At 62.3% G+C, this 2,080-nt stretch carries 3 protein-coding genes; 2 read left to right on the forward strand and 1 reads right to left on the reverse strand.

Annotated features, from left to right (window positions below; translation table 11 throughout):
- Positions 1–219 (forward strand): TOBE domain-containing protein (locus tag EOA13_RS36880; RefSeq protein ID WP_127298019.1); only part of this gene is annotated, 219 nt, incomplete at its 5' end.
- A gap of 25 nt (positions 220–244) precedes the next feature.
- Here the strand turns inward: EOA13_RS36880 and dapF are convergent.
- Positions 245–1,147 (reverse strand): diaminopimelate epimerase, encoded by a 903-nt coding sequence (gene dapF, locus EOA13_RS36885; RefSeq protein ID WP_127298020.1) that lies wholly within the window; start codon positions 1,145–1,147, stop codon positions 245–247.
- Between the two features lie 363 nt (positions 1,148–1,510).
- Here dapF and EOA13_RS36890 point away from each other — a divergent pair.
- On the forward strand, positions 1,511–2,080 hold a 570-nt coding region (locus EOA13_RS36890; protein ID WP_281040891.1), incomplete at its 3' end, for an RNA ligase family protein.

Raw genomic sequence — 2,080 nt, forward strand, 5'->3', positions numbered from 1 at the left:
GGTTCGGCAGCCGCCGGAAACCGGCTGTCCGGCCGCGTCGTCTCCACCTCCTATCTCGGCGGCAGCGCGATCTACGAGATCGACATCGGCGGCAAGACTATTGTGCGCGCCAGCACGCCGGGCGGCGGCAAGCTCGTGCGCGAGGGCGAGGCTATCGAGGTCGGCTTCGATCCCCCCGGCTGCGTTCTCTTGGATGCCAACGGGCTGCGTATCGCCTGAGGCGCTCCCCGGCGGCGCGGCGGTGTCAGTCGAAGTCGTATACCGTCTCGGCGGCAACTACGCCCCAGCAGCAATAGGCGACCGGACCGGACATGACGGCCATGGTGTCGTGGATTTCGACAGACAGCGGGCCGGCCGGCAGATGCACGGTGAAGCGCTCGCTTGTCGTGAGACCCTTGCGGCGCGCGGCGAAGGCTGCGACGCACGCGCCGGTTCCGCACGCCTGCGTGGCGATGCCGGGTCGCTCCCATACGGCGAGACGGATCGTTGAGGCATCCACGAGTTCCGCCACGCTCACGTTCACGCCCTCGGGGAACAGCGGACTATCGTGGATGGGTGCCGCGTCTCGCGCCAGGTTGATATCGGCGAGGCTGTCGACGAAGAAGACGGCATGCGGATTGCCGATCCACAAGCCCATGCCATGACGAAGCGAGCCGCTTTCGACCGGCAGGTCGGCCACGTCGACTTCGTGCGAAAGTGGAAAATCGCGCCAGTTCCAGCCGATCGGACCGAGCGCGACACTGACCTCCATGGCGCCGGTCCGGCGGCATTTCAGCAGGCCGCCTTTCGTTTCGAAGGCGAGCGTGTTTGCGCCGGTCTCCTCCATCAGCAAATGGGCGACGCACCGAGTAGCGTTGCCGCAGGCTGAAACCTCACGGCCGTCAATGTTGAAGATGCGCATGGCGGCAGCAGCCCCAGCCAATGATGGCGGTTCGATGGTCAGCACCTGGTCGCCGCCGACACCGATCCGCGGGTCGCAGATCCTGACGATGTCCGCCCGTCGGAAGGCGCGCCGGTCGATCCGCCTGTCGAAGATCACGAAATGATTGCGCAGCCCATGCATTTTGACAAATGGCCGTTCGGCTGAATCAATTGCTTCGAGCGCATGGCGCACGTGAAGACGTTCGCTGTTGAGAATATCGTCCATGAATGCCAATCTACACTGGCCGCGCCGTTATGAAAATTGTGCCGACCTGGTGTCGCTGATGCGGCCATTCCAAGCTCACACCTGCTTTGCATCTTTCCGGCTTACGCCAGAACTCATCCCACTGAACGTCTGTATCACGGCGATCTCCAGGTCAGGTTAAAATTCCGCTTCTGAAAATCCCAGCCCCGAGGCTGCCTAACCGGCCCCGAAGCAGCCGTTGCGGCGGGCGCTACACCGCAGCGTCGTTGATCTCCCTCGCGGCCGGCTGGTCCAGACCCGGTGCACGCAGACGAACATGCCATTTCGCTAAGATTTCTGGAACCTATCGCTTCACTGCGTCTTGAATCGCCGTTCGGAGGGTGCATGAGTAAGGCCGCAGATGGACTCTCTTTCGTTGAGTTTCAGTCGCCGACTCTGGTCGCGACGGCGCCCGAAGGCAGCGAATGGATCCACGAGATCAAGTACGATGGCTACCGCACCGAGCTCATCATTGAGCGCAGCAAAGCGCGGGCGTTCACGCGCCGTGGCTACGACTGGTCGCATCGATACCGCCGGATAGTTGAAGCAGCTGCGGGCTTGCCGGTGAAGACCGCAATCATTGATGGGGAGGCTGTCGTTCTCGGCGACACCGGCCTTCCGGATTACCAAGCCCTGGAAAGGGAGTTGGGCAATCCAGATTCGGCGAGGCTCATCTTCTATGCCTTCGACCTGCTGCACCTTAATGGGCGCGATCTTCGGCAACAGCCATTGGTGAAGCGCAAGGCAGCCCTGGAGAGGCTACTGGAGAACACCGCGCCGACACTAAACTATGCCGAACATCTGGAGGTAAGCGGCAAGGATGTGTTTCAACATGCCTGCCGGATGGGGTTGGAGGGGATCGTATCCAAGCGCGTCGATGCGACCTACGGCTCGGGGGTTCAGACCAGTTGGTTG

Source organism: Mesorhizobium sp. M7A.F.Ca.US.011.01.1.1, assembly GCF_003998295.1.
Classification (GTDB): Bacteria; Pseudomonadota; Alphaproteobacteria; order Rhizobiales; family Rhizobiaceae; genus Mesorhizobium.